The 24,695-nt window shown below is 61.3% G+C and carries 23 protein-coding genes; 14 read left to right on the forward strand and 9 right to left on the reverse strand.

The features are described from left to right. Position 1 precedes the first annotated feature (1 nt). From QV747_RS06985 to QV747_RS07010, 6 genes are read left to right on the forward strand one after another with little or no spacing between them, the layout of a single operon-like run. Positions 2-1,870 carry a proton-conducting transporter membrane subunit gene (locus QV747_RS06985; protein ID WP_273430061.1) on the forward strand — a complete coding sequence of 623 codons (1,869 nt, stop codon included), beginning with the start codon at positions 2-4 and terminating at the stop codon, positions 1,868-1,870. Between the two features lie 14 nt (positions 1,871-1,884). After that, complete coding sequence (locus QV747_RS06990) at positions 1,885-3,579, forward strand: NADH-quinone oxidoreductase subunit C (RefSeq protein WP_273430062.1); 1,695 nt, start codon at positions 1,885-1,887, stop codon at positions 3,577-3,579. Between the two features lie 4 nt (positions 3,580-3,583). Next, positions 3,584-4,510, forward strand: coding sequence for a respiratory chain complex I subunit 1 family protein (locus tag QV747_RS06995; RefSeq protein ID WP_273430063.1), 927 nt, complete (start codon positions 3,584-3,586; stop codon positions 4,508-4,510). A 13-nt stretch (positions 4,511-4,523) separates the two neighbouring features. Then, entirely contained in the window at positions 4,524-5,066 is a 543-nt protein-coding gene (locus QV747_RS07000) for a 4Fe-4S binding protein (protein WP_047396167.1), read from the forward strand. A gap of 3 nt (positions 5,067-5,069) precedes the next feature. Beyond that, on the forward strand, positions 5,070-5,597 hold the full coding sequence (locus QV747_RS07005) for an NADH-quinone oxidoreductase subunit B family protein (RefSeq protein WP_034619528.1): 528 nt from the start codon (positions 5,070-5,072) through the stop codon (positions 5,595-5,597). Positions 5,598-5,621: 24 nt separating this feature from the next. Further along, the gene (locus tag QV747_RS07010; protein ID WP_273430064.1) at positions 5,622-6,050 is read left to right on the forward strand and encodes a response regulator transcription factor; all 429 of its coding nucleotides are present in this window, start codon (positions 5,622-5,624) and stop codon (positions 6,048-6,050) included. 58 nt (positions 6,051-6,108) lie between these two features. Here the strand turns inward: QV747_RS07010 and QV747_RS07015 are convergent, their stop codons facing one another. Further along, positions 6,109-6,999 (reverse strand): LysR family transcriptional regulator, encoded by an 891-nt coding sequence (locus QV747_RS07015; protein WP_273430065.1) that lies wholly within the window; start codon positions 6,997-6,999, stop codon positions 6,109-6,111. Positions 7,000-7,088: 89 nt separating this feature from the next. Here QV747_RS07015 and QV747_RS07020 point away from each other — a divergent pair, with 89 nt between their 5' ends. From QV747_RS07020 to QV747_RS07030, 3 genes are all read left to right on the forward strand, one after another. Then, positions 7,089-8,240, forward strand: a complete 1,152-nt coding sequence (locus tag QV747_RS07020; RefSeq protein ID WP_273430066.1) for an Acg family FMN-binding oxidoreductase — start codon at positions 7,089-7,091, stop codon at positions 8,238-8,240. Positions 8,241-8,484: 244 nt separating this feature from the next. Next, positions 8,485-9,108, forward strand: a complete 624-nt coding sequence (locus QV747_RS07025; protein WP_273430067.1) for a hypothetical protein — start codon at positions 8,485-8,487, stop codon at positions 9,106-9,108. A 155-nt stretch (positions 9,109-9,263) separates the two neighbouring features. After that, positions 9,264-10,415: a PQQ-dependent sugar dehydrogenase gene (locus QV747_RS07030; protein ID WP_273430068.1), complete on the forward strand. Its 1,152-nt coding sequence runs from the start codon at positions 9,264-9,266 to the stop codon at positions 10,413-10,415. 7 nt (positions 10,416-10,422) lie between these two features. Here QV747_RS07030 and hypE read toward each other — a convergent pair whose 3' ends face one another. Beyond that, on the reverse strand, positions 10,423-11,463 hold the full coding sequence (hypE, locus tag QV747_RS07035) for a hydrogenase expression/formation protein HypE (protein ID WP_273430069.1): 1,041 nt from the start codon (positions 11,461-11,463) through the stop codon (positions 10,423-10,425). A 237-nt stretch (positions 11,464-11,700) separates the two neighbouring features. On the opposite strand from hypE, the gene QV747_RS07040 reads away from it, so the two are divergent. After that, positions 11,701-12,210, forward strand: a complete 510-nt coding sequence (locus tag QV747_RS07040) for a hypothetical protein (protein WP_273430070.1) — start codon at positions 11,701-11,703, stop codon at positions 12,208-12,210. Positions 12,211-12,242: 32 nt separating this feature from the next. Here QV747_RS07040 and hypD read toward each other — a convergent pair whose 3' ends face one another. The 5 genes from hypD to hypA are packed head-to-tail and all read right to left on the reverse strand — an operon-like array spanning position 12,243 to position 17,268. After that, on the reverse strand, positions 12,243-13,370 hold the full coding sequence (gene hypD / locus QV747_RS07045; RefSeq protein WP_273430071.1) for a hydrogenase formation protein HypD: 1,128 nt from the start codon (positions 13,368-13,370) through the stop codon (positions 12,243-12,245). A gap of 7 nt (positions 13,371-13,377) precedes the next feature. Then, positions 13,378-13,623, reverse strand: coding sequence for a HypC/HybG/HupF family hydrogenase formation chaperone (locus tag QV747_RS07050; RefSeq protein ID WP_273430072.1), 246 nt, complete (start codon positions 13,621-13,623; stop codon positions 13,378-13,380). Beyond that, complete coding sequence (gene hypF / locus QV747_RS07055; RefSeq protein WP_273430073.1) at positions 13,614-16,028, reverse strand: carbamoyltransferase HypF; 2,415 nt, start codon at positions 16,026-16,028, stop codon at positions 13,614-13,616. Before hypF ends, QV747_RS07050 begins: the two co-directional genes overlap by 10 nt. Further along, complete coding sequence (gene hypB, locus QV747_RS07060; protein ID WP_273430074.1) at positions 15,977-16,915, reverse strand: hydrogenase nickel incorporation protein HypB; 939 nt, start codon at positions 16,913-16,915, stop codon at positions 15,977-15,979. The genes hypF and hypB overlap by 52 nt, the downstream gene beginning before the upstream one ends. Positions 16,916-16,926: 11 nt before the next feature. After that, the gene (gene hypA / locus QV747_RS07065; RefSeq protein ID WP_273430075.1) at positions 16,927-17,268 is read right to left on the reverse strand and encodes a hydrogenase maturation nickel metallochaperone HypA; all 342 of its coding nucleotides are present in this window, start codon (positions 17,266-17,268) and stop codon (positions 16,927-16,929) included. 366 nt (positions 17,269-17,634) lie between these two features. Here hypA and QV747_RS07070 point away from each other — a divergent pair, with 366 nt between their 5' ends. Continuing rightward, positions 17,635-17,817 carry a hypothetical protein gene (locus tag QV747_RS07070; RefSeq protein WP_028450167.1) on the forward strand — a complete coding sequence of 61 codons (183 nt, stop codon included), beginning with the start codon at positions 17,635-17,637 and terminating at the stop codon, positions 17,815-17,817. A 42-nt stretch (positions 17,818-17,859) separates the two neighbouring features. Here QV747_RS07070 and QV747_RS07075 read toward each other — a convergent pair whose 3' ends face one another. Continuing rightward, entirely contained in the window at positions 17,860-18,729 is an 870-nt protein-coding gene (locus QV747_RS07075) for a DUF6671 family protein (protein WP_273430076.1), read from the reverse strand. After that, the gene (locus tag QV747_RS07080; protein WP_273430077.1) at positions 18,726-19,643 is read right to left on the reverse strand and encodes a LysR family transcriptional regulator; all 918 of its coding nucleotides are present in this window, start codon (positions 19,641-19,643) and stop codon (positions 18,726-18,728) included. The genes QV747_RS07075 and QV747_RS07080 overlap by 4 nt, the downstream gene beginning before the upstream one ends. A 95-nt stretch (positions 19,644-19,738) precedes the next feature. On the opposite strand from QV747_RS07080, the gene QV747_RS07085 reads away from it, so the two are divergent. The 3 genes from QV747_RS07085 to cysD are packed head-to-tail and all read left to right on the forward strand — an operon-like array spanning position 19,739 to position 24,695. Beyond that, entirely contained in the window at positions 19,739-21,226 is a 1,488-nt protein-coding gene (locus tag QV747_RS07085; RefSeq protein ID WP_273430078.1) for a proton-conducting transporter membrane subunit, read from the forward strand. Next, entirely contained in the window at positions 21,223-23,775 is a 2,553-nt protein-coding gene (locus QV747_RS07090; RefSeq protein WP_273430079.1) for a putative inorganic carbon transporter subunit DabA, read from the forward strand. The genes QV747_RS07085 and QV747_RS07090 overlap by 4 nt, the downstream gene beginning before the upstream one ends. Further along, complete coding sequence (gene cysD, locus QV747_RS07095; protein ID WP_273430080.1) at positions 23,760-24,695, forward strand: sulfate adenylyltransferase subunit CysD; 936 nt, start codon at positions 23,760-23,762, stop codon at positions 24,693-24,695. The genes QV747_RS07090 and cysD overlap by 16 nt, the downstream gene beginning before the upstream one ends.

Genomic DNA, 24,695 nt, shown 5'->3' on the forward strand with positions numbered 1-24,695 from the left:
GATGGACACCACGATCTATCCGCATTTACAAACCGGCCTGGCGATCTTGCTGGGTGCAGGCCTGATTACCCCATTACTCGCCAGCAAACGCCAACTGGCAGGTGTAGTGAACCTGCTGGCGGTGGCGCTGGCCGGGCTGTTCTTCGCCAGCAGCGCCATCAATGTGCTGAGCGGCCCGGGCGCGCCGGCCAGCTTTGATCTGCAGCTGGCTGGGCTCACGATCCCGCTGCTGGTGGATGGATTTTCGGCAGTGTTTTTGCTACTGATCGCGGTGATTGCCAGCGTGGTGGCGTTGTACTGCATTGGCTATATGCAGATGGCGCATTACCGCCATTACAGCCTGCGCGGCTTTTATTTCTGCTACCCCGTATTTATCGCCGGCATGATCGCACTGGTGACGGTGGATGACCTGAGCACCGGTTTTACCATCGCCTGGCAGCTGATGACACTGACCTCATTCTGGCTGATCCGCTTTGATCATCACGACCCAGTGATTGTGCGCAGCGCCAATAAATACCTGCTGCTGATGCAGCTGGCGTGGGCGGCGGTGCTAACGGCCGGGCTGCTGGTACCCGGCTGCGGCTGGGGTACGCCACTGCATTACATTGCCGAGCAATTGGGTACGCTCGATGTCGGCCCGCGCACCTTGCTGCTGGCCCTCACCTTCCTCGGCTTTGGCATGAAAGCCGGTATGTTTCCGCTGGGCCAGCTGTGGCTGCCCGATGCACACTCGGTAGCGCCGTCACCGATTAGCGCTCTGCTGTCGGGCGTGATGCTGAAAACCGGTATCTACGGCCTGATCCGCACCTTGTTCTGGATGACGCCAGAGAACATGCCCGCGCACGAGCTGCAGTACTGGGGGCTGGCGGTGGCGGTGATTGGGGTGGTCACGCTGTTTATCGGTACCTCGCAATCGCTGAAACAAGTCGATGCCAAGCGCCTGAATGCATATAGCTCCATCGGCCAGATCGGCTACATCATCTTAGCGATAGGCGCGGCGCGCTATTACCTGGGGCCGAATGCCGCGCTGCATGCGCTGGCGCTGCTGGCGATCCTAGGCGCGTTTTTGCATGTACTGAACCACGCCATTTTCAAAAGCCTGCTGTTCCTGTGTGTGGGTAGCGTGCAATACACCACCGGCACCAAAGATCTGGACAAACTCGGCGGCCTGTTTGCGCTAATGCCCATCACCGCCATCATCGCCGGTATCGCCGCGATTGCCGTTTCGGGCGTGCCAGCCTTTTCGGGCTTTACCAGCAAATGGGCCATCGTAGCCGCCACGCTGCTATCAGGCAAAGCGGCAGGCATCTTTGTGATCTTCGGCGTAATTGCGCTCGTCACCAGCGCGATGACGCTGGCCACCTATGTGAAGCTCTACGGCATGACCTTTACCTCGGTGGGGGTCGAGTGGAACACGGACGGGAACGCCAAGGTGCAGGAAGTGGGCAAGCTAATGCTGGCGCCCAAACTGCTGCTCACCGCCATTTGTTTGCTGCAGGGTTTGTGCCCATGGCTGTTTGTGGCGCTGTTTGGTCGCGTGCTGGCCGCCTCGGAAGGCGTGCTGACCCACACGCTGGCCACGCCAGCCCTTCTTGCGACTTTATCTGAGCGCTATGCGGGGGTTGCCGTGAGCAATGCCAGCGGCACCGTGGTGGCGTTTTCACTGCCGCTGGTCATGGTGGCACTGCTGGTGTTGGCGGGGCTTTTCGCGCGCTGGCTGAAACACGCGGGCGGCGCGCAAACCCGCCAGGCGCCGGTTTGGCTGTGTGGCTACCAAACGCTCAACAACGCCAACCGCTATCTGAGCAGCCACATTTTTGATGCCTTCAAGAAATTCATGAAGTGGACCGGCGGCAACGTGCGCGCTTGATGGGGAGTATGCAGATGTCCAAACGAAAAGAACTCGAAGCCAAACTGATCGCCCGCCTGCGCGATGATGTGGTCTGCGTCGAAAAAACCGATCCGCGCACGATTTTTATCGATGTGAAGCGCGCCGGGATTCGCGAAGCCAGCAAAATCATCACCAATGCCGGCGCACGTTATTTGTGCAGCGTGGGCTACGACAATATCGAACGCGATGGCACGCTGGGGATGATTCACACCTTTGCGCTGGATGATAGCGATCAGTTTGTTTGCTGTCGCACCAGCGCACCGGAAAACGACGCGATCATCGAGTCGATTACCCCTGATCTGCCCTCGGCCGGCTGGTCTGAGCGCGAAGTCACCGATCTATTGGGCCTGCGCTTTGCTGGCCACCCCAAACCCAAAAAACTGGTGCTGGCCGATGACTGGCCGGATGGGATTTACCCGCTACGCAAAGATGTGCCACACAATCTGGTGCCTAAGGGTGCCGAAGACATCGCCTACGAGCTGGATGAAGCGCCACCGGGTACCAAGATCGTGCCGGTGGGCCCATTCCACCCCAGCCTGCACGAGCCCGAACACTTTGCCGTGTATGTCGATGGCGAAACCATCAAGGGCTGTGACTATCGCGGCTTCATGACCCACCGTGGCATCGAAAAGCTCTGCACCACGCAGATTAGCTACAACGAAGTGCCATTTATTGCCGAGCGCATCTGCGGCATTTGCGGCTCGGTGCATGCCACGGCATTTTCGCAAGCGGTGGAATCAGCTGCAGGGTTGGTTATCCCGCGCCGGGCCGAGTTTATCCGCACCATGATGCTGGAATTCGAGCGCATTCACTCGAATCTCTTGTGGCTGGGTGTGGCCGGCCACCTGATTGGTTTTGATACTGTGTTTATGCAGGCCTGGCGCGTGCGCGAGCAGATTATGTGGCTGTGCGAGCGCCTGACCGGCAATCGCAAAACCTACGGCATGATTCTGGTGGGCGGCGTGCGCCGCGACATTACGCCGGAGATCGCCGACGATATCCGCCGGGTGATGAAAACCATCGAAGATGATCTGGCTATCATCCACCGCGCGATTGAAAAAGACACCTCGATCCACAAACGCACCAAGGGCGTGGGCACCATCACCAAGCAGCAAGCGCTGGATTGGAGCCTGGTCGGCCCGGTGGCCCGCGCGCGCGGCGTGGATATCGATGCGCGCCGCGATCACCCCTACGCCGCCTACGACGAAATGAAATTTGAAGTGCCGGTACTCGATAGCTGCGATGTGTGGGCCACGCTCGTTATCCGCGTGATCGAAACCTTCGAGGCGATCAAGATCGTGCGCCAGTGCCTCGACAAAATGCCGGGTGGCGAATTCTTCGTCGAGATGAAAGACAGCATTCCCGCCCAGCGCCATGCCATTACCGTGGTGGAGGCGCCGCGTGGCGAATCAGTGCATTACGTGATTACCGGCGAGGACAATCGCCCCGAACGCTGGCGTGTGCGCGCCCCCACCTTCCCCAATCTGCAAGCCGTGCCGCTGATGCTGCTGGACGAACAATTCGGCGACTTCCCCATCATCATGGGCAGTATCGACCCGTGTTTTTCCTGCACCGACCGCGTGGCGGTGGTGGATCTGCAAACCGGGCAAGCCAGCTCCATCAGCAAGGCCGAGCTGGATGCGCTATCGCGCCAGCAACAGGCACGCCATGCCTCACTAAAGGGTTAAGACCATGACCACCGCGACACTCCACCCCGTTTGGTCTTATGTGCAGGTATTGCTCAATTTGCTGGTGTTTCTGGCGCTGGCACCCTTATTCGACGGCATCGTGCGCCGCGTAACGGCGCGGGTGCAAAGCCGGCAGGGGCCGCCGCTGGTGCAGTCGTTTTACGATGTGCTCAAGCTGTTGGGCAAAGAAAACATCGATTCGACCGGCATTTTGCCCTTCCGGCTCGCCCCGGTGATCGCCTTTGCCTCCATGCTGTGCGTGATTGCCATCTTGCCGCTGGCCGGCCGCGCTACCGCGTTTACAGCCTATGCCGATGCGATTTCACTGGTGTATCTGCTTACCCTGGGCGGCGTGGCGGTATTGCTGGGCGCCTTTGCCAGCAAAAACATCTACGCCCTGATCGGCGCCAGCCGCGAAATGACCACCATGATCATGGTCGAGCCGATTTTGTTCATGATCTTGCTCTTGGGGGTACTCAAAACCGGCAGCCTTGATCTGTCTGCCGTGATTTACGGCACGCCGATGGCGGCCTTTGGCCTGCCGGGCATGGTGATGATTGCGGTGAGCCTGTTTGGACTGCAAGCCTTTGTGGCACGCCAACCGTTTGATATGGCTGAAGCCGAGCAAGAGCTGTTGGGCGGGCCATTTATCGAATACAGCGGCCCAAACTACGCGCTGTTTAAGTACTACATGATGCTCAAGCAGATGTTTTACGCCTATCTGCCGATTGCGATGTTTGTGCCGCTCTTGGGAACCGGCTTTTATTTGGCTGATCTGGCGCTGCAACTGGTACTGACGGCGGTGGTGTTTTTGCTGATCGGGCTGTTATCGGCCACGCACCCGCGTTACCGGATCGATCAGGCGATTCGCTATTTTGGCGTGCTGTTTTTGATTGCGCTGGCGGCGATTGCTGCGGCCGTCGTGCTTTGATGGAGAGAACATCATGTGGCTAACCAGCAAAATCAAACAACTGCTGATGGTGATGAAACCGGGCGTGGTCACGCTCAACTATCCGCATGAGCGCCCACCGGTGCCGGCCAATCTGCGCGGCCAGCCGGTGTTTGATCACCAAAAATGCATTGGCTGCGGCGGCTGCTCCGATCACTGCCCGGCGCGCTGTATTTTGGTCCGCGATGTGTGCCAGGAGCTGCGCGTGATGCTGTATGACGGCTCGCGCTGCACTTACTGTGGCCGCTGCGCCGACATCTGCCCCGAGCAGGCCATCACCATGAGCAATAGCTTCGAGATTGCCTGTGATCAAAAAGAAGACATCACCACGCGGATGGAGCTGTTTATGATGACCTGCCAGCGCTGCGGGCGCTGCTATGAGATGGAAAAAACCAATGCCATCGACCGCATCAACCTCAAGGGTTTCCGCTACGACAATCTCGAACAGCGCGCGCTGATCCGCAAAACCAGCGAAACCTTCGACCCCACGCTGTTGCAGCAATCCGATCAATACCAGCGCCCGAGCAATAAGGAGTAAGCCATGCTCAAAAACCTGTGCAAAAAAATGTTCGGCAAATCGATCTGGGTGTATCACTGCAACACCGGCGCGTGTAATGGCTGCGATATCGAAATCCTGAACATTCTCACCCCGTTTTACGATGTGGAGCGCTTTGGCATCAAGCTGGTAGCCTCGCCGCGCCACGCCGATGCGATGCTGATTTCTGGCGCAGTCACCCGCCCGACCTTGCCGCTGGTGAAGCGTGCCTACGAGGCCATCCCCAACCCGAAACTGGTGTTTGCGATTGGCTCGTGCGCCACTGGCGGTGGCGCGTGGTTTGATACCTATAACGTCACCGGCGGAGCCGATAAAGTGCTGCCGGTGAATTACTACATACCCGGCTGCCCGCCGCGCCCCGAGGCGATTTTGTATGGCGTGGCGCTGGCACTGGGCCTGGTGGATAAACAAGCTGCGCCGGTAGAGCTTAAGCAGATGGAATTCCCCATCGATATGTATGAGCGCAACGAAGCCTGGGAAAAGCGCAATGTGATTTACGAGCTACTGAAATAAGCCGCCCGCCGAGTGAGCATCGCCATGAAAAAAATCTTGTTAATCGACAACGACACCGCGCTATGTAGCCAGCTGGCCGAGGCGCTGTCTGCGCACGGCTATCAGGTGTGCTGCGCCCATTCGGCCGTGGCCGGCCGCCAGCTGGCACTGCGCGAAAAGCCCGATGCCATCATCACCGAAGCCATGCTGGAAACCGACACTGCCGGTTTTGAGCTGGTGTACCAGATCCGCGATGAGCGCGCTGATTCGCGCTACCGGGACATTCGCCACACACCGATTTTGCTGCTAACCGGTATTGATCAGCACACCCACTTTCGCTTTTCGCTGAACGAAAAACAAAGCTACCTACCGCCGATCGCCGGCATGCTGAGCAAACCTGCACAACTGGACACCCTGCTGGCCAAGCTCGAGAGCATGCTGGCCGAAGCCCCGAGCAATACCCTTTCGGGGTAATGCTTGCTAAGCAATTCGCCAAAATGGCTTGCGAGCAATACCCTGTTATTTATAAAATTTAGGCCAAGGCTGCCGGTAGTGCCTCGGCCAGAAAATCATACACCGCCCGAATGCGCGCACTGCTGTTGAGCTCACGATGCACCGTAAGCCACAGCGGCAAACGGGGCAGGGGCAAATCGGGTAGCAGCGGCTCAACCTCGGGCGCTGCGCGGCATAAAAATCCGGCCAGAAAACCCACGCCCAAGCCCGCCCGCACCGCCATCCATTGCGCCATCAGATCATCCGAGCGCAGGCCAAAGCGCAGCTGCGCGGTGGGCAGGCCGGCCGCCGCAAAAGCGGCCACCAGTTGATCTTGCTGATCCCCACTAATCAGTGCATGTGTAAGTAAATCCGCCACCTCACTTGGTCGCCCCTGTACCGCCAGATAGCCTGCCTGGGCGCAGGCCCGCACCGGCACTTCGGCGATTTTGCGCGCGATCAGGCTGGATTGCTGCGGGCGCACCATGCGCAAAGCAATATCGGCCTCGCGGCGCAGCAAATTCGCCTGCGTATTACTGACCACCAGCTCGATCTCGATGGCCGGATAGCGCTGTTTTAATTGCGCCAGCAGCGCGGGTAACACCAGATACGCCACCGTTTGGCTGGCCGCCAGTCGCACCCGCCCAGCCAGCTCGCGCTCAGCCCCGGTGGCCAGCCGCCCAAGTTGGCTAGCGCACTCGGCCATGCTGCGGGCAGCTGGCGCCAGATTCAGCGCGGCGGGTGTGGCCACAAGCCCGCGGCCTGTCCGCTCAAACAGCACCACTTGCCAGCGTTGCTCTAGCTCGGCGATATGCCGGCTCAGGGTTGGCTGGCTAATGCCGCTCGCGCGCGCAGCCCCCATCAGGCTGCCCTGCTCCAGCGCCGCCAGAAACGACTGCACATAATCCCAAGGAAAATCGTATTCATTCATTTTTGAATACCTAATCTAAAGTCTTATCCAATTGTGAATAAAAACCTGCCCGCGCACAATCAACATCACCCTGTCTCGGAGCCGCCAACATGAATCGACGTCAATGGTTACGCCTGTGCGCCAGCGGAATGCTGGTGGCCACCACCCTGCCCCTCACGGGCTGCAGCACTGCGCTGCCGGCCGAGGCCATTGCGGCCTGGCAGCCACCGCCCGCCAACCTGCCGCTGCGCGAATGGGTGCTGGCACACGCCATCCTCGCGCCCAATGCGCATAATCTGCAATCTTGGCTGGTGAATCTGGATACACCGGATACGATTTGGCTGCGACTCGACCCACAGCGGCTACTGCCGGCAACCGATCCTTATCACCGGCAGCTGGTGATGAGCCAGGGCACGTTTTTGGAGCTGCTGGCCATCGCCGCTCAAGAGCGTGGCTATCGCGCGGAGATTACGCCGTTTCCCGCGGGCGAATTCGGGCAAGAAGTAGGCGACACCCCGATTGCCCGCGTGCGCCTGCTGGCTGATGCCAGCGTACGCCCCGACCCGCTGTTTGCGCAGATTTTGCAGCGGCATACCAATCGCTCGCTGTATCTCCCGCAAACCCCAACAGCCGCCGCGCTTGCAGCCATTCGCGCCAGCGTGGCGGGCTTGCCCGTCGAAATGGGAATGGTGATGGCGGGCGAGCCCAGCATCGCCGAGCACCGCCGCATTGCGCAGCAGGCGTGGGAAATCGAGCTGAGTACGCCCGCCCCGCTGCTCGAATCCTATCGGGTGCTGCGAGTAGGGCCGGACGAAATTGCGGCGCACCGCGATGGCATTAGCCTCAATACCCCGCTCATCCGTTTGCTCACCGCCACCGGCCTCTTTGATCGCAGCCGCCCTTCACCGCCCGAGAGTGCGGCTGTACGTGGGCAGGTGGATGAATTCAATGCCAAGATTGCCAGTACGCAGGCCTTTTTCTGGCTGATCACCCTTGATAATCGCCGAACCACCCAATTAGCTGCGGGCCGGGCCTATGTGCGGGCACAGCTAGCCGCCACCGCGCAGGGGCTGGTAATGCACCCGCTGCAACAGGCCTTGCAAGAATACCCCGAGCAAAGCGGGCCCTACGCGGCAATCCGGCAATTATTGGGGATGCACGAAGCCGCGCACACAGTGCAAATGTGGGCACGCCTGGGCTACGCCCCGCCAGTCGAGCCGGCCCCGCGCCGAGGCTTGGCGGCGCATTTACGCCCGGCCTAAGCGCCCACCAATAAGGCAAGGACTAGCGGTCGTGCCGGATATACCCTGCAATGTATATCCTTTAGTCTATTAATTATCATAGGCTTTAGAGCTATACCCCTAAGCCAGCCCCACATTACCGCCCGCCGGTCAGCAGCACTGGCGGCACTTTTATTCACTGCGCGCTTCTATGCTCTGCTGGCCCAGCCGCGCGCGGGTCGGCGAATTCAGCTAAGCTAAGACCCATTCAGCGCGGGAGTGAGTGATGAAACTATTAGTCTTCGGTGCCACCGGCGCGGTGGGGCAAGCGGTGTTGCAGCAGGCGCTGGCCGATCCGCGCATTACGGCCGTGATCGCCCCCACGCGGCGCGCACTGCCCAGCCATACCAAATTACTGAATCCGCTGCTCGATTTTGCCCAGCTTCCGCGCGATGCGAGCTGGTGGGCGGCCGATGGGCTGATTTGCGCGCTGGGCACCACGCGGAAAATCGCCGGCTCGCCCGCAGGCTTTGTGGCAGTGGATCGCGATTTGGTGCTGCAAGTGGCCACGCAGGCGCGTCAGGCCGGGGTGCCTTATCTGGCGCTGAATTCCTCGCTGGGCGCTAGCTTGCAGGGCAATCTGTATTTGCGCACCAAAGCTGAGGCCGAAGCGGGCGTGCGAGCGCTGGGCTTTCCGCGTTTGCGGATTGTGCGGCCCGCACTGATTCAGGCAGCGCGAACTCCGCCCCGGCACGCCGAAGCATTGGGTTTATTCGCCTGCCGCCTCTTGGGCCCGCTGATCCCGCGCCGTTATCGGCCGGTGCAGCCCACGCAAATTGCCACCGCCCTGCTCAATGGCCTGTTTGCAGCAGAGCCAGGAGAAGTCATTGTGGAATCCGATCAGCTCTAAACCAATGGGTATAGCCCTGCATGCACTATTAGATATGCCTCACAGACCTATACCCTAACGAACCCCATCAAACACACAGTCATCGTTGCGGCCACCGTGGCACTTTTTGCGCCGGCCCGCGTCTATGCGGATGAGATATCGCCTCGGAGTTGCGCATGTCACGCCTACTGTTTGCGGCCGTGCTCGCGGCCATCGCCCTCCCCACGCTACTGCAGCCAGCGCAGGCCGATGTGCTGCGCATCGCCAGCGAAAAACACCCCTTGCAGGTCAGCATCTTGGCGCAAGGGCTGGCGCATCCGTGGGGGCTGGCGTTTTTGCCCGATGGACGCATGTTGGTCACCGAGCGGCCGGGGCGTTTACGCCTCATTAGTCGCAGCGGCGAGCTAGACCCACGTAGCATTGGTGGCCTGCCGCCGATTGCGGTAATTGGGCAAGGCGGCCTGCTGGATGTGGCCGTGCACCCTGATTTTGCCCGCAATCGCTGGGTGTATCTGGCCTACAGCGGCCCCGAAGGTCAGGGCTACGCCACGCAGGTCGTGCGTGGCCGCCTCAGCGAAGGCGCCGCCGGCCCACGGCTGGACAATCTGCAACAGATTTACCGGCAACGGCCGGGCAGCAGCGCCGGCCAGCATTTCGGCGCACGGCTGGCTTTTGATCCACAGGGGTTTTTATACATTACCCAAGGTGATCGCGGCGACATGCAGCGCGCCCAGCGGCCCGATGATCTGGCCGGCAAAATCATTCGCCTGCATGACGATGGCCGCTTTCCGGCTGACAACCCCTGGGCCAGCAGCAAAGACGCCCGCGCCATGATCTACAGCCTGGGCAATCGCAATGTGCAAGGCGCAGCCATTCACCCGCGCACGGGCGAGCTGTGGGCCACCGAACACGGCCCGCAAGGCGGCGATGAGCTCAATATCATTCGCGCCGGGCGCAATTACGGCTGGCCGGTGATTACCTATGGTCGCAATTATGGGCTGGGCACGGCCATCGGCGAAGGCACGCACAAAAGCGGCATGACCCAGCCGCAATATCAGTGGACACCGTCCATCGCCCCTTCCGGGCTGGTGTTTTATCAGGGCAATGCCTTCCCGGCGTGGCGCGGTAATCTGCTGTTGGGCGCGCTGAAATACCAGATGCTGGTGCGGCTGGAGCTCGATGGCGAGCGGGTGGTGCACGAAGAGCGGCTACTGAAAGATCAGTTTGGCCGCATACGCGATGTGCGGGTGGGGCCGGATGGGCTGGTGTATCTGCTCACCGATGAAGACGATGGCAAGCTATTGCAGCTGGCCCCGGCGGCCGATTAAAACGCGGCTAGCAAATGCGCGGCAGCTGCTCGCCATTAAGCCAATCCACCATCCGCCGCCCGCCAAATACGGTTTCCATCTGCACAAAGGCGTGTTCATCGGCGATCACCTCACCGATGATCGCCGCATCGCGCCCCAGCGGGTGGCTGCGCATCGCGGCCAGCAGCGCATCGGCATCGGCAGCGGCGCAATAGGCGACTAGTTTGCCTTCATTGGCCACATACAGCGGATCAAGCCCCAGTAGCTCGCAGGCGGCAGCAACCTCGCTGCGCACCGGTATGGCGGCCTCTCGGATCACCATGCCGTGGCCGCTGGCGTGGGCAAATTCATTCAGCACCGCAGCTAGCCCGCCACGCGTGGGGTCGCGCAGCGCGTGCAGCGTGGGCACGGATTCCAACATCGCCGCCACCAGCGTATGCAGCGCGGCAGTATCCGATTGAATAGTGGTCTCGAAAGTCAGGTTTTCGCGTTGCGACATAATCGCCACGCCATGATCGCCCAACATACCCGACACCAGTATCTTGTCGCCCACCTTAATCTTTGATGCTTTCAGGTCAATACCCTCCGGCATTACCCCCACACCGGTGGTAGTGATAAACACCCCGTCGCCCTTGCCGGCCTCCACCACCTTGGTATCGCCGGTGACAATCGGCACCCCGGCCTCGCGGGCCGCCGCCGCCATCGAAGCCACAATGCGCTGTAGATCGGCCAGCGGAAAGCCTTCTTCCAGAATAAAACCGGCCGACAAATACAGCGGGCGCGCGCCCATCATCGCCACATCATTGATCGTGCCATGCACCGAGAGGCAGCCGATGTCGCCACCGGCGAAAAACAGCGGCGACACCACATGGCTATCGGTGGCCATCACCAGCCGGCCACCATTCAGGCTCGGCAGCACCGCCCCATCGCCCTGTTCGGCCAAAATATCGTTGGCAAAATGGCGGGCAAACAGCTCATCAATCAACTGCGCCATCGCCCGGCCACCGCTGCCATGGCTCATATCAACGCGGCCGTTTTTCAAATCGAGGGAGCGGGTGTATGTTTTCATTCTTTGCCTACGACAATGGGGTTTGTAAGACAAATTCATCGCAAGTGATAATATGTCGGCCGAGGAATTTCCTTATGCACAACAATAACGACGACAGTACACTCTTGCAGATCAATTACGAATATTGCACCATTCGGACATCAGCCATGTCCTTCAAAACTATTTGTGTGTATTTCTGATTCCACGCTTACCAGACAAAGCGTGAGTTTTTTTCACTCCAAGTTAAGGAATCTGCAAATGCCGTTTGTAACTGAGATTGTTCACGGTAGGAGCACAAAATATTTAAACCGAGAACACGATGTAGTTTGCTCAATTCTTGATGAAGCGCATCCCGACAGAATAGGCAAAGAGTATTCATTTGTAAGATTTGTCGATTACAAAAAACTCATTGCCATATATGAGCTTGATAGTCTGAGAATAAGATCACAGCCTGGCTACATTCCTGGCAAACCAGAAAACTACTTCTCTTCAATTACTCGATGGAAATACAGATACTTAATCTTTGAAAAAAATTCTCATGCCCTCATGACAATAGAATGTGACAACAAAGGCCCTCAAGCAGGGGAAGCAACCGCGACCGAATTAGTACTTCCAGACTCATCAGCAAATCTATCCGAACACATCATTAAAGTATTTGATGAATTTTATCTCTACAAATGTGCACACTGGGATGGACTTTCCCCTGATACAAACATCAAACTTAATAAAGAAAGTTTAAAAATATCATTAAGTCCGAAAATAGCTTAGGAATATAGAGGTTTCTCAGGCTCAGCATAAAGCTACAGCATTGCAGACATCCTAAACCGCCCATAAGTATAATGCGCCGCGCACGCGCCTTCCGACGACACCATACACGCACCCAGCGGATGATCTGGCGTACAAACGGTGCCGAAGACTTTGCAATCGGCTGGGCGTTTGTGGCCGCGTAGGATCGTGGCGCATTCACAGGCTTTGTGGTCGGGCACCTGCACATAATTAATCTGGTAGCGCAGCTCGGCGTCGAATTGGGCGAACTCGGGGCGGATTTTCAGCGCACTAAGTGGCACTTCGCCAAGCCCACGCCAGTCGAAAGTGTAGCGCAGCTCAAACACCTGCTCGCACAAGCCCTGCGCCTTGCGGTTGCCTTCGCGCGTGACGGCGCGGGTGAATTCGTTTTCGACCTCGGCGCGGCCAGCGTTGATTTGCTGGATCAGCATCAAGATCGCCTGCATCACGTCCAGCGGCTCAAAGCCGGCGATCACCACCGGGCGCTGGTAGCGCGCAACAAAGCCTTCGTATTGCCCCGAGCCGATCACGGTGCTGACGTGGGCGGGGCCGACAAAACCATCAATCGCCACCGCGGCGGGGTCTTGTTGCGATTCCATGATGTGCACCATCGCCGCCGGGGTGAGCACGTGATTGCACAGCACGCTGAAATTCGCCAGCTGCAGGCGCTGCGCCTGCAGGATGATGGCGGCGGTGGGTGGTGTGGTGGTTTCAAAGCCAATCGCGAAAAACACTACGGCGCGGCTGGGGTTATCCTGCGCGATGCGCAGCGCATCGGCGCCGGAATACACCATGCGTATATCCGCGCCCTGCGCCTTGGCCTTCAGTAGCGATAACCCACCACTGGCTGGGACGCGCAGCGTATCGGCGTAGGTACAGAGAATGACATCATGCTGGGTGGCCAGCGCAATGGCGCTATCAATGCGGCCAATCGGCAGCACGCAGACTGGGCAGCCCGGGCCGTGGATCAGCCGCACATTGGCGGGCAGCAAATCTTGCAGGCCATAGCGCGAAATCGCGTGCGTATGCCCGCCGCAAAACTCCATCAGCCGGTATTCGCGCGCGGGGTTGACGGTGGCGGCAATGGTATTGGCCAGCCCGCGGGCCAGCTCGCCATCGCGAAATTCAGCAATGTATTTCATGTGCGCCTCACTGATACGGGGCCGGGTTGCTGGGGTCGAGCTGCGCCATTTGCGCAAACAGCGCCAGCGTTTGCTCAGCCTCGGTAGGGTCGAGCTTGCCGATGGCAAAGCCCACATGCACGATCAGATAGTCGCCCACCGCGACCTCATCGACCAAGGCAATCGAGATCACCTTGTGCACGCCGCCGACCTCGATGCGCGCCTCGTCGTTTGCCAGCAGCGCGGTCACCCGCGCCGGTATCGCTAAACACATTCTGCTCTCCAGTGCGTATCGGTTTGGCCTGCTGCGCCCAGCCAGCGCTGCGCAACCCAGGCCTGCCCCAGCGCCAAACCGCCATCCCCACAGGGCATAGCCTGATTAATCAACAGCCGCAAACCGCGGCGGCGACATTCGGCCTGTAGGCCGCTGAGTAACAGCGCATTTAAAAAACAGCCGCCACCGCCCGCCACCGTGCGCAGCCCAGTTTGCGCCGCGGCGGCCTCCAACCAATCGGCCAGCGCCACACAGAGCCCGGCATGAAATTGCGCCGCGCCCAGCGCGGGGCTGGTCGCCACGCTGATCTGCTGCAACAGCGGGGCTAAATCCAGCTGCCAGATTTGATTGGGCAAACGTTGCAGCTCATGCCCGGCCGCCGGCGCAGCCACCGCCCCATAACGAGCCGCCGCGCCTTCCAGCAGCATGGCCGCTTGCGCTTCAAAATCCTGCTGCGTGGCCAGCCCCAATAAGCCTGCGGCGGCATCGAAATAACGGCCCATGCTGGTGGTGTAGGCTGGTGCGCGGCGCAAGATTTGCGCCAACCAAGGCGCGGCGGCCTGGTCGGCAAAGCGGCTGGCGATTTCATCCGCCCGCCCGAGCTGATGCAGCACCGCCGCGGCCATGCGCCACGGCTCGCGCGCGGCCAGATCGCCACCGGGCAGCGCCAGTGGTCGCAAATGCCCCAAGCGCTGGGCCTGCGCGCCATCCACCAGCAATAGCTCGCCGCCCCAAGCGCTGCCATCGTCGCCCAAGCCCACCCCATCGAGCGCTAGGCCCAGCACCGGCTCATCGAGCTGATGTTCGGCCAGCACCGCAGCAATATGCGCATGATGGTGCTGCACAGCTAAACTCGGCACTTGCCATTGTGCGGCCAGCCGAGCCGCCAGCTGGCTACTATAAAAATCAGGGTGCAGATCATGCGCCACGCACTGCGGGGCAACTTGCAATAGGTGCTGCAAATGCGCGCTGGCCTGCTCTAGCGCCCGGCAATTGGCCACCCGATCTAGCTCGCCGATGTATTGCGAGACAAAGGCCTCGGCCCCGCGCGTGAGGCACAGCGTGTTTTTATAAAAGCCACCCAGCGCCAAGATGGGCGCTGTTGCCCGCGCCAACGGCAAAGCCAGCGGGGTGTAGCCGCGCGCGCGGCGGATAAACTGCGCCGCGCCGCTGGTGTCCACCCGCAGCACGCTGTCATCACAGCGCACCACGATGTCGCGCTCATGCAGCAACACCGCGTCGGCCAGGCCGGCCAGCTGGGTGAGTGCGGCCTGATTATCAGTAATCAGCGGCTCACCGCGCGGGTTGGCGCTAGTCATGACTAAGAGCAAATCTTGTGGCTCATCCAGCCAGCCCAAGCCCGCCGGCCGGCCGGCCGCTTCATGAAATAGCAAATACTGAATAGGGGTATAGGGCAGTAAAGCGCCAATGGATGAGAGCTGCGGGGCAATACCCGGCAAAGCCTCATCAGCCCCAGCCAGCTTGGCCAACAGCACAATCGGCCGAGCGGGGGAATCGAGCCATTGCTGCTCGGCGGGGTTGATCTGCAGCCAGCCCGCCAGCGAGGCGGCATTGGCCGCCATCACCGCCAGCGGTTTGGCGGCGCGCTGTTTGCGCCGGCGCAGCTCGGCCACGGCGGCTGAGTTACGCGCATCGCACACCAGATGAAAACCGCCCAGCCCTTTGATCGCCACAATCTGCCCTGCCTGCAGCAAGGCCAGCGTGTGCGCCAGCGCATCCTGCACCGTGCCGTGGCCCGCCAGCGGCGTGCCAGCCAGATCACAGAGCTGGAGCTGCGGCCCACAGACCGGGCAGGCGTTGGGCTCAGCATGAAAACGCCGGTGGCTGGGCTGCTGGTATTCGGCCGCACAGGCTGGGCATGGCGGAAACGGCGCCATGCTGGTGTTGGCGCGATCGTAAGGCAGGCGGCGCACCAGCGTGTAACGGGGGCCGCAATCGGTGCAATTGATCAGCGGGTAGCGATAGCGCCGGCTGGCGGGGTCGAATAACTCGGCCAGGCACGCGGGGCATAGCGCGGTGTCGGGGCCAATGCTGGCCTTGGCTGCGGAATGCGCCGCGGCGCTGGCCACAATCGTAAAGCCCGGCGCACTGATCGCCGCCTCGGCAGGCTGCAGTAATAGCGCATCAATGCGCGCTTGTGCTGGCGCTTCCAGCGGCAGACGCTGGCAAAACTGCGCCACCTGCGGGGCCGGGCCGGCGATTTCGATCGTTACCCCGTCGCTATCGTTGCGCACCCAGCCGCTTAAGGCCAATTCGCTGGCCAAGCGGTACACATAGGGGCGAAACCCCACCCCCTGCACAATGCCCCGCACACACAGGCGCTGCTGCATGGCTAGCCCCGCTGCTGCGCCCGTCGGCAGCCAGCCAGCAGCCACGCCTGCCATTCGGCAAAGCCCGCGCCAGTTTTGCTCGAGAGCTGAATCACCGGCAAATCGGGGCGCACCTGCCGCGCCATGGCGATTGCCGCTTCGATATTAAAATCCACATAGGGCAGCAAATCGGTTTTGCTCAACAGCAGCAGATCGGCTGCGCGGAATAAATCCGGGTATTTCAGCGGTTTATCTTCACCCTCGGTGACCGACAAAATCGCTACTTTATGCGCTTCGCCCAGATCAAAGGCCGCAGGGCACACCAGATTGCCGACATTTTCGATCAACAGCAGGCTATTGGCGGCCAAAGTGCCCTCTTGCTGTAGCACATCCAGTGCGCCCGCCACCATATGCGCATCCAGATGACAGCCTTTGCCGGTGTTGATTTGCACCGCCGGCACCCCGGTGGCGCGAATCCGCGCGGCATCGTTATCGGTTTGCTGATCGCCCTCGATCACCGCCGCCGCGCCCACCCAGCGGCGCAAGGTTTCGACCAAGAGCGTGGTTTTGCCCGAGCCGGGGCTCGAGACCAGATTTAATGCAAAAATCTGCTGCGCCGCCAGCCGCGCGCGGTTCACCCCAGCTTGGCCGTCATTACTGGCCAGAATATCGATCTCCAGCCGGATCGTGCGCTCGGGGTCTACTTCCGGCGCATGCACCGCGCCCAAGGGGCCACTAGCCGCTGTAGTCGCGGGCTCGGCCTGAGTTGGCGCGCCACCCGCCAGGCGATAGGCCCCCGCCGGCCCGGGACCGCACCGCCGCCGGGGTGGCACCAGGCCATTAATCCGCGTTTCACCATGCCCACATCCGCAGCTGGTACACATCGCTTGCTCCTTGCGCCGGCCTGCGCCAGCTAGATGGGTATATGCATACAGGCCAATTAATTCATGAGCTGCATGCATATACCTACCAATCAGATCACGGCAATATCCAGTACCTGCATGTCTTCGCCGCCAGTAATGCGCAGCGCATAGCCACCACAGTGCGGGCAGGCCTGCCCCACGCGTTGCAAAGCCACCGTTTGCCCGCAGGGCTCGCACCAGGCCGCGCCCGGGGTTTGCTCAACGGTGAATTCGGTGTGCTCCAGCGGCGTGCCGCGCGCGGCCAGCTCGCAGCAAAATTGCAGCGTATCGGGCGCCACATGCGCCAGTGCCCCCACCGCCAGCCGCACCCTAGTGACCCGTTGCGCGCCGGCTTGCTGCGCGGCTTGCTCGGCAATGCGGAGTACACGTTCGGCCAGACTTAACTCATGCATCACGCGCCCCTTATCGCCCCCTGACCACAACAGCCTACCACTGGCTGCCGGCAAAAAAATTGAGCCAAATCAGCGTGCCCACAGGTGTTTCGCCACCACCGCGGCGAAACTTGGGCCCCGCTGGCCGCTATGCCGTGCCGACTAACCCAGCGCGGTCAAGACGAGTGGCAATAAGTCACAAACTCGCCCACCACCGGAACTGCGGCGCAAAAACAGCGGTCGATTTAAGCATGAGGCCCCATGCGGCAGGGTACGCCGCCAACACCTCTTGTAGCGCCCCACCATCGCCATTGCCCTTCGTGGCCACCCGAGCGATGGCCGGCTTTGCCGTGAACACGGTTATTTAGGAGTTAAGGAGTAGCAACCATGCCGATTCAATCTTATGTTTTTGGTTTTGCGATGATTTTTGCCCTGGCGATGCTGGTGGGCGTAATCGGCGCGCTGCTGTGGCATTGGGCCCGCGAAGCCAAGCCGATCCGGCTGGCAGGCGCCGGCGCCGCTGTAGCCGCCACCGCTGCGCTGATCATGAGTAATACTGCCAGCGCTTAAAGCGGCTAGCCCTCGCGGCCCGCAGGCGGCATAGCCCGCGGGCTAAGGGTTGCAGTAATCACACCAGCGCGGATCAGCCGGGGTGTGATAGTGGCGATGCAGCTCGCGATGCCCGCACTGCGAGCAGGCATACACCAGTGCGGCGGGTTGCGCCGTGGCAAGGCCACAATCAGCGCAGGGCAAGCCCGGCTGCAGTTGCCGCTCGCCAAAGCCAGCCGCGCCACAGGCTGGGCACGCGGTGGCCAAACGATGGGCCAAACGGGTGGCCAGCCGGCGCAAGCTGCGCTGACGCGGGGGATGTAAATGCGCGCGCATATCCAGCGCAAGCACCACCGCTGGGCTACCTGCGGCCACATACTCGGCATAGGCTACCTCCACCGCCGCCACATCCCGCAGGGCTTTTTGCGCTGGCAAATCCCCCGCCAGCGGCCGTAACGTGAGCGCCAGCGCGGGCAGCGGGCATTGCGCCAAGCGGGCGCGTAGCTCGGCCCAATTACTGATCATCCAGGCGCCGTAATGCCGCGTGGTAAACCGCCGCCGCTCAGTCAGACTCTGCCCCGTCTGCGCATCTAACCACATCAGCCATTCCTCCCCCACCGCCAACTGCGGCCAATACGGATGCGGGCCATAACTGCCTTCGCTGGCCAGCCAGTAGCGTTGGGCGGGGTAATCAGCCTGCGCCAGCGCGATTTTGGCCTGCAGCATGGCCACGGGCGGGCCGGGGCGCTCGATTTCGCCACTAAAGGTGCCAAAGCGGTCGGTATCGAGCTCAGGCGGGCTCCAAAGCTCAACGCCCAGCAGAGCGGCAAAAGGTCGTTGCATGGCGGCGGCCTTGTGATGCCGGCTGGCGACCAGCACTCGCTCGCCGCGCAAGGCAGCGGCACGCGGATAGCGGGGTGGGTGCGCGCTCATGTAATCCCCTTGCGACTGCGATATTGCGGAATCCACGCCGCCAGCTCGGCCAGAAACGCCTGCGCCGCACGGGAAAGCCGTTTTTTACTCAGATACACCAGCTGCCACTGGGTATGCAGCGGAAAGCCCTCTACCGGCAAAATCGCCACTTCATCTTCTTCCACCGGTAAACGGTGCAGGGTGTGCCGCGACAAAATCGACACCCCTAGCCCGCCTGCCACGGCCTGTTTGATGGCCTCGTTGCTACCGAGCTCCATCCGCACATTGAAGCTCACCCCAGCGCGCGCCTGAAAAGCCTCCAGCGCAATGCGGGTGCCCGAGCCCGGCTCGCGCATGATAAAGCGCTCTTGGGCAAATTCGGCCAAGGTAATCTGCGCCTGTGCGGCCAGCGGATGGGTGGGCGCAGCAATCGCCACCAGCGGGTTATCCAGAAAAGGCTCGCGCACCAGCTCCAGGGTTTCGGGCGGTTTGGTCATGATGTACAGATCATCGAGATTGTCTTCGATCCGCTCGATGATGCGATCGCGATTGGCGACTTCCAGCTTTACTTCAATGCCTGGGTATTTCTGGCAAAACGGCCCCAGCACCCGTGGAATAAAGTATTTGGCCGTGCTCACCGCCGCCAGCCGCAAGGTGCCGCTGTGCAGGCCGCGCTGAGCGGCGATGTCTTCCTCAAACGCTTTCCATTGCTGATTCATTTGCTCGCTGGTGTGCAGCAAAGCTTGCCCCGCCGCAGTGAGATACACCTTGCGCCCCATGGTTTCGAGCAAGGGCTCGCCCACGGCTTCGGTGAGCAGCCGGGTCTGTTGCGACACCGCGGGCTGCGTGAGAAACAGCTGCTCGGCGGCGCGGGTAAAGCTGCCGGTTTCGGCTACTTTGGCAAAAATCTGCAACTGCCGGAGGGTTACATTCATAAGCAAAAGTTATGCAAAACAAAATTAATCGCAATTTCTAATTATGCCACCACTTTTTTATCATGGCTGCATCTGCAATCAACGCGAGAAGTTCCATGCAGCCTACTGTTTCTTTTCTACCGCTCGGGCTTTGGCTAGGCGCTCTGGCGCTGTCGGTGGCGCTGGCCAGCGCCCAGCTGCTGCGCACCACGCCGCTGTATCTGCACTGGCATAGCCGTTTGGCGGCCATTGCTGCGCTGGCTGCCTTGGCGCAACTAGCCCTACCGCAAGCCGCCCACAGTTGGCCACTTAGCACCAGCCCGATTGCCTGGTTGCTGATTAGCCTAGTGTTAGGGCTAGGCACGATTGTGCAGCGCTTTAGCCTGCGCTTTTTGCACGGCGATCTTGATCAAGCCCGCGCCCTGGCTTGGCTCACACTCCTTACTAGCGGCACTTCGCTGGCCTGGGCCAGCACCGATAGCCGCCTGCTGCTACTGGGCTGGGGGCTGGCGCTGTGGGCGCTGTTCCGGCTGATTGGCCTTGCCCGTGACTGGCCGGCCGCACAAGCCGCAGCCCGCTATGTGGGGCTGTGGCTGAGTGTGGCCTGGCTGGCACTGCTAGTCTTGGTGGTGCTCGTGCAGCAGCAAACCGGGCACTGGCAAGTGGGCCTGCCTACCTCGCTGGCCAGCTGGCCTGCCTGGGCGATTCAATCTGCGGCAGCCGCGCTGTTACTGGCCGCCTTAATCCCTGCCGCGCAGTGGCCTGCCCAACGCTGGCTGCTGGCCACCATGGTCGCCCCCACGCCAGTATCGGCGATTATGCATGCGGGACTGGTAAATGCCGGCGGGATTTTGCTGCTGCACTACGGCAGCCTGCTGGCCGCCGCCGGCTGGGCGCAAGTGGCGCTGCTACTGCTGGCCGTGTGCTCGATCTTGCTGGGTAGCGGTATGGCGCTGGTACAGGTTGATGTAAAACGCCAGCTGGCCGCCTCGACCGTGGCCCAGATGGGCTGCATGCTGCTGCAATGCGCGCTGGGTGCTTACCTTGCGGCGCTGATTCACTTGCTGCTGCATGGTTTGTTTAAAGCCAGCCTGTTTTTGCAGGCCGGTGGCACCGTTAGCCCCGAGCGACGTGCCCTCAACCTGCCGGCTTTCCCTAAAGTACTACTGCTAGCCGCGCTGGTGATGATTGGCCTCTTCGCCCTGCACCCAGCCTATGCCGCACAACCTGCCGGCTGGCTCAGTGCCCTGTTGCTGGCCTGGGCGCTGGCGCAAGGATTAGCCACGCTGCCGATCTGGCAATGGCGCAGCCTGCCTTTCTGGCTGGTGAGTGTCGGTGGTTTCTTTGCCGTGCGAGCCGGTTTGCACGCCTTGCTGCCGGCACCGGCCGACCTTAGCGCACCGACCAATGGCTGGATTTACCTCAGCGCCGCGCTACTGCTGGGCGGGTCGGCCGCACTGCAATACCTGCTGCAGCGCCCACGCCACCCACTGGCCCAGCGCCTGTACTGGCAGCTGATTAGCCTGAGTGAAGCGCCTCGCCACACCCTCGATATGCATCCAAACCATCTAGCGCGCCGCGCCCAACAAGGAGTACTGGTATGAACGCCCCACTGTCGTCTCAAGCATTGCAATCACTCCAGTCTGCCGACCTCACCCCGGCGCTGGTCGAGGCCGCAGCGGTGGTGGTGGCGCCACAATGGCCGATCGCCACTTTCGCCGCCCGCAGCCCCTGGCAGGGAGTGGAAGACCGCAGCTTTGATGAAGTGGCCCGCTGGTTTGCTCACCACAACGCCAGCACACTGTATCCAGCACGCGCCCACTTGCCCGAGCTAGATGCCCTGCCCGCCAACTCACCACTCTTGTTGCAGCATCTGCGCCACTGGCTGCGCGAGCATGATTTCCCGGCCGATGATCTGCTGGCGCTGCGCTTTTGCAGTGCGCAGCTCCTGCCTGCGGCCAGCACTACTGCGGCCCCTGCAGCGGATTGGTCGGCCTTGCTCGACACCTTGCCAGCCATCCCTGCGCCCAGCGCCCACGGCTTGCATAGCCGCGCCAGCCGCCTCGCGCAGGCCGGGCAGCCCGCCGCTTTGCAACTACTGGAAAGCACCACACAGCGCTGGGCAAAACTCTTTATTGCCCGCGATAGTCGCAGCTGGGGCTTGGCCGAGACCGATTTATACCACGCCTGGCAGCAACAGGCGCAATATGATCCGCAGCTGCCCGCTGCCGTGCGGCGCAAACTGGCGCAGCTACCTGCCAGTCCCGAGGTCGCACTGCAAGCAGCACTGGCTCAGCTTGCCAGCCCGGTCGAGCAGCTAGCCTATCTGCAAGCACATCTACTTGCGCAGCCGGGTTGGGCCGGGATGCTGCGCTGGCTGGGCCGCCGCGCAGCTGGTGAAATCAGCGCGCTCACCGATTACCTGGCGCTGCGGCTCACGCTCGAAGCCGCCCTGACCGAAGGGCTGCCTCTACCCGCCAGCGCACCCTCCGCAACTCTTGATCCACTACCGCTGCTAGAGGCCTGGCAGCGCCATGCGCAGCTGCAGCCTGCCGATTGGGCGGCCTTTAGCCCAGCGCAAACCGCGCAATACCTGCGCCTAGCTCACCGCTTTGATGCACTGGCGCAATGCCGGCTAGGGCTGGAAATTCGCGAAGCGCAATATCGCCAGACGCTGCAAAATACCCTCAGCCAGCCAGCCGCGCCCACCCGCGCAGAGGCCCCAGTCGCCCAGCTGGTGTTTTGTATCGATGTGCGCTCCGAGCCGCTCCGCCGGGCCATCGAGGCCAGCGGCCGCTTTGCCACCTATGGCTTTGCCGGCTTTTTTGGTCTGCCGATCAGTACCCGCGAGCTAGATAGCGAGCACACCCACGCTGCCTGCCCGGTGATTTTGGCGCCACAGGCCGAAGTGAGCGAAACGGCTACCCCGCATGAGCGCCAACGCTATCGCTTAGCGCGGCAGCAAAGCCAGCAACGCCAGCTGGTACAGCAGCAGATCAAACACGACCCCTTGGCCAGTCTGGCCCTGCCGGAGCTGGCGGGGCATTGGCAAGGGCTGCAGATGCTGTGGCACAGCTTTATTCCCGCCCGCTGGCGCCAGCGCTGGGCCCGGGGCGTGCGCAAGCCGCAAACCCGCCCTACCGTCGGCGCGCATGGGCCGCAATCGGCGGCTTCGCTCGCCCAGCAGGCCGAATGGGCGGCCGGCGCACTCAAAGGCATTGGCCTTACCCGCGAGTTTGCCCCGCTGGTGGTGATTGCCGGCCACGGCAGCCATAGCCGCAACAACCCCTACGCCGCCAAGCTCGATTGCGGCGCCTGCGGTGGCGCGGCCGGTGGCTTTAACGCGCGGGTGCTGGCCGCCCTATGTAATGACAGCCTGATCCGCGAGCGCCTGCTGGCGCAGGGTATCGCCATCCCGGCGCACACCCGGTTTATCGCTGCCGAGCACCAGACTTCGCTCGATACCTTGCACTGGCTCGATGCCGCTCCGCACGAGGGGCCGGCGGCCCTAGCTTGGCAGCGGCTGCAGGCGGCACTACCCTTTGCCTACGCCCAGCTCAGTGCTGAACGGCTGCCACAACTGCCTAAATTGGCCGGTGAAGCCGACCGTGCCGATGAGGAAGCCCTGCGTCGCGCCGAAGACTGGAGCGAAGTACGCCCCGAGTGGGGTTTGGCTCGCAATGCGGCCTTTATCATCGGCCGCCGCAGCTGGAGCCAGGGCCACAATCTACAAGGGCGTGCCTTTTTGCATGGCTACCACTGGGTCGAAGACCGCGAGGGCAGCTTGCTGGCCGCGATCGTGGCCGGGCCAGTGACCGTCGCGCAGTGGATCAATCTGCAGTACTACGCCTCGGCCGTCGCGCCGCATTATCAAGGTAGCGGCAGCAAGGCCACCCAAACCGTTACCGCCGGGCTGGGGGTGATGCAGGGTAATGGCAGCGATCTCTTGGCGGGCTTGCCATGGCAAGCCGTAATGGCCGACGACCACACGCCCTACCATATCCCGCAGCGGCTGCTGGTCGTGATCGAAGCGCCCAAAGCACATGTCGAGCAACTCTTGGCACAGCTCCCCGCCTTTGCCACCAAAGTGCGCAATCAGTGGTTGCTGCTGAGCTCATATGATCCGGAGAGCCAAACATGGACCGACTGGTAATCCCCGCCGCCCAACTGTCGCACCTGCGGCAGTTGGAAGCCGAGGCCATTCATATTCTGCGCGAAGTGGTGGCCGAATTTAGCAAGCCCTGCATGTTTTACTCGATTGGCAAAGATTCAACGGTGATGCTGCATCTGGCGCGCAAAGCGTTCTGGCCGGGCAAAGTGCCGTTTCCCTTGTTGCATGTCGACACCACCTGGGAATTTCACGAAATGGCGGCCTTTCGTGACCGGCTGGTGGCGCAACATGGGCTGGAAATCATCGTGCATATTAATCAGGCGGCGCTGGCCGAAGGAGTGAATCCGTTTACGAGTGGCTCGGTGAAATACACCGATGCGATGAAAACCGACGCGCTCAAGCAAGCACTGGCGCAGCATGGTTTTGACGCCTGCTTTGGCGGCGGGCGGCGCGATGAGGAAAAAAGCCGGGCCAAAGAGCGGGTGTTTTCGTTTCGCGATCAGCACCAGCGTTGGGATCCGAAAAACCAGCGCCCCGAGCTGTGGCAGCTGTATAACAGCCGGCTCGATCCGGGCGAAAATATCCGTGTATTTCCGCTCTCGAACTGGACCGAACTCGATATCTGGCAATACATCTGGCTGGAAAACATCGACATCGTGCCGCTGTATCGGGCAGCCGAGCGGGATGTGGTGTGGAAAGATGGCACCTGGATCTGCATCGACGATGAGCGCATCCTGCCCTACCTCACCCCGGCCGAGCGCGCCAGCATTAGCCGGCGCTGGGTACGCTTTCGCACCCTAGGCTGCTACCCGCTCACCGGCGCGGTAGAAAGCCGCGCCAGCACTTTGCCGCAGATTATTCAGGAAATGCTGCTCACCACCACCAGCGAGCGACAGGGCCGCCTGATCGATACCGATCAATCCGGCTCGATGGAGCGCAAAAAGATCCAGGGCTATTTCTAG

Source organism: uncultured Chitinibacter sp. (assembly GCF_945957625.1).
In the GTDB taxonomy this organism is placed as follows: domain Bacteria; phylum Pseudomonadota; class Gammaproteobacteria; order Burkholderiales; family Chitinibacteraceae; genus Chitinibacter; species Chitinibacter tainanensis.

What these genes read in the sequence shown, in the direction of transcription:
- QV747_RS07025 (WP_273430067.1), top strand. Translation starts at nt 8,485, where the DNA reads ATGAAACTATTAGTCTTCGGTGCCACCGGCGCGGTGGGGCAAGCGGTG.
- QV747_RS07010 (WP_273430064.1), top strand. Translation starts at nt 5,622, where the DNA reads ATGAAAAAAATCTTGTTAATCGACAACGACACCGCGCTATGTAGCCAG.
- cysD (WP_273430080.1), top strand. Translation starts at nt 23,760, where the DNA reads ATGGACCGACTGGTAATCCCCGCCGCCCAACTGTCGCACCTGCGGCAG.
- QV747_RS07040 (WP_273430070.1), top strand. Translation starts at nt 11,701, where the DNA reads ATGCCGTTTGTAACTGAGATTGTTCACGGTAGGAGCACAAAATATTTA.
- QV747_RS07020 (WP_273430066.1), top strand. Translation starts at nt 7,089, where the DNA reads ATGAATCGACGTCAATGGTTACGCCTGTGCGCCAGCGGAATGCTGGTG.
- hypB (WP_273430074.1), bottom strand. Translation starts at nt 16,915, where the DNA reads ATGCATGCAGCTCATGAATTAATTGGCCTGTATGCATATACCCATCTA.
- QV747_RS07050 (WP_273430072.1), bottom strand. Translation starts at nt 13,623, where the DNA reads ATGTGTTTAGCGATACCGGCGCGGGTGACCGCGCTGCTGGCAAACGAC.
- hypF (WP_273430073.1), bottom strand. Translation starts at nt 16,028, where the DNA reads ATGGCAGGCGTGGCTGCTGGCTGGCTGCCGACGGGCGCAGCAGCGGGG.
- QV747_RS07000 (WP_047396167.1), top strand. Translation starts at nt 4,524, where the DNA reads ATGTGGCTAACCAGCAAAATCAAACAACTGCTGATGGTGATGAAACCG.
- QV747_RS07005 (WP_034619528.1), top strand. Translation starts at nt 5,070, where the DNA reads ATGCTCAAAAACCTGTGCAAAAAAATGTTCGGCAAATCGATCTGGGTG.
- hypD (WP_273430071.1), bottom strand. Translation starts at nt 13,370, where the DNA reads ATGAAATACATTGCTGAATTTCGCGATGGCGAGCTGGCCCGCGGGCTG.
- hypA (WP_273430075.1), bottom strand. Translation starts at nt 17,268, where the DNA reads ATGCATGAGTTAAGTCTGGCCGAACGTGTACTCCGCATTGCCGAGCAA.
- QV747_RS07080 (WP_273430077.1), bottom strand. Translation starts at nt 19,643, where the DNA reads ATGAATGTAACCCTCCGGCAGTTGCAGATTTTTGCCAAAGTAGCCGAA.
- QV747_RS07085 (WP_273430078.1), top strand. Translation starts at nt 19,739, where the DNA reads ATGCAGCCTACTGTTTCTTTTCTACCGCTCGGGCTTTGGCTAGGCGCT.
- QV747_RS07030 (WP_273430068.1), top strand. Translation starts at nt 9,264, where the DNA reads ATGTCACGCCTACTGTTTGCGGCCGTGCTCGCGGCCATCGCCCTCCCC.
- QV747_RS07015 (WP_273430065.1), bottom strand. Translation starts at nt 6,999, where the DNA reads ATGAATGAATACGATTTTCCTTGGGATTATGTGCAGTCGTTTCTGGCG.
- QV747_RS06985 (WP_273430061.1), top strand. Translation starts at nt 2, where the DNA reads ATGGACACCACGATCTATCCGCATTTACAAACCGGCCTGGCGATCTTG.
- QV747_RS06995 (WP_273430063.1), top strand. Translation starts at nt 3,584, where the DNA reads ATGACCACCGCGACACTCCACCCCGTTTGGTCTTATGTGCAGGTATTG.
- QV747_RS07070 (WP_028450167.1), top strand. Translation starts at nt 17,635, where the DNA reads ATGCCGATTCAATCTTATGTTTTTGGTTTTGCGATGATTTTTGCCCTG.
- QV747_RS06990 (WP_273430062.1), top strand. Translation starts at nt 1,885, where the DNA reads ATGTCCAAACGAAAAGAACTCGAAGCCAAACTGATCGCCCGCCTGCGC.
- QV747_RS07075 (WP_273430076.1), bottom strand. Translation starts at nt 18,729, where the DNA reads ATGAGCGCGCACCCACCCCGCTATCCGCGTGCCGCTGCCTTGCGCGGC.
- QV747_RS07090 (WP_273430079.1), top strand. Translation starts at nt 21,223, where the DNA reads ATGAACGCCCCACTGTCGTCTCAAGCATTGCAATCACTCCAGTCTGCC.
- hypE (WP_273430069.1), bottom strand. Translation starts at nt 11,463, where the DNA reads ATGAAAACATACACCCGCTCCCTCGATTTGAAAAACGGCCGCGTTGAT.